The sequence below is a fragment of the Leifsonia sp. HAY1-4F genome, assembly GCF_056755275.1.
The window spans coordinates 1-267 of the sequence record NZ_JBNDHX010000315.1; the positions used below are offsets into that span (position 1 = coordinate 1).

The 267-nt window shown below is 59.9% G+C and carries 1 protein-coding gene; it reads left to right on the forward strand.

Features of this window, described 5'->3' with window-relative positions:
- Positions 1 to 267, forward strand: a 267-nt coding sequence (locus ACPYOG_RS19655; RefSeq protein ID WP_481295802.1) for a sugar phosphate isomerase/epimerase family protein, incomplete at both ends; no start/stop codon positions are given.

Genomic DNA, 267 nt, shown 5'->3' on the forward strand with positions numbered 1-267 from the left:
GGACTGAACTGGGACCCCAGCCACATGGTCTGGCAGGACATTGACCCGGTTGGTTTCCTGTGGGACTTCCGCGACCGCGTGTACCACGTGCACTGTAAGGACACGAAAAAACGTCTCAGCAACGGCCGCAACGGCAGGTTGTCCTCCCACCTTGCATGGGCTGATCCCCGCCGTGGCTGGGACTTCATTTCCACGGGTCACGGAGACGTTCCGTGGGAGGACTCCTTCCGTATGCTCAACGCTATCGATTACGCCGGTCCTTTGTCC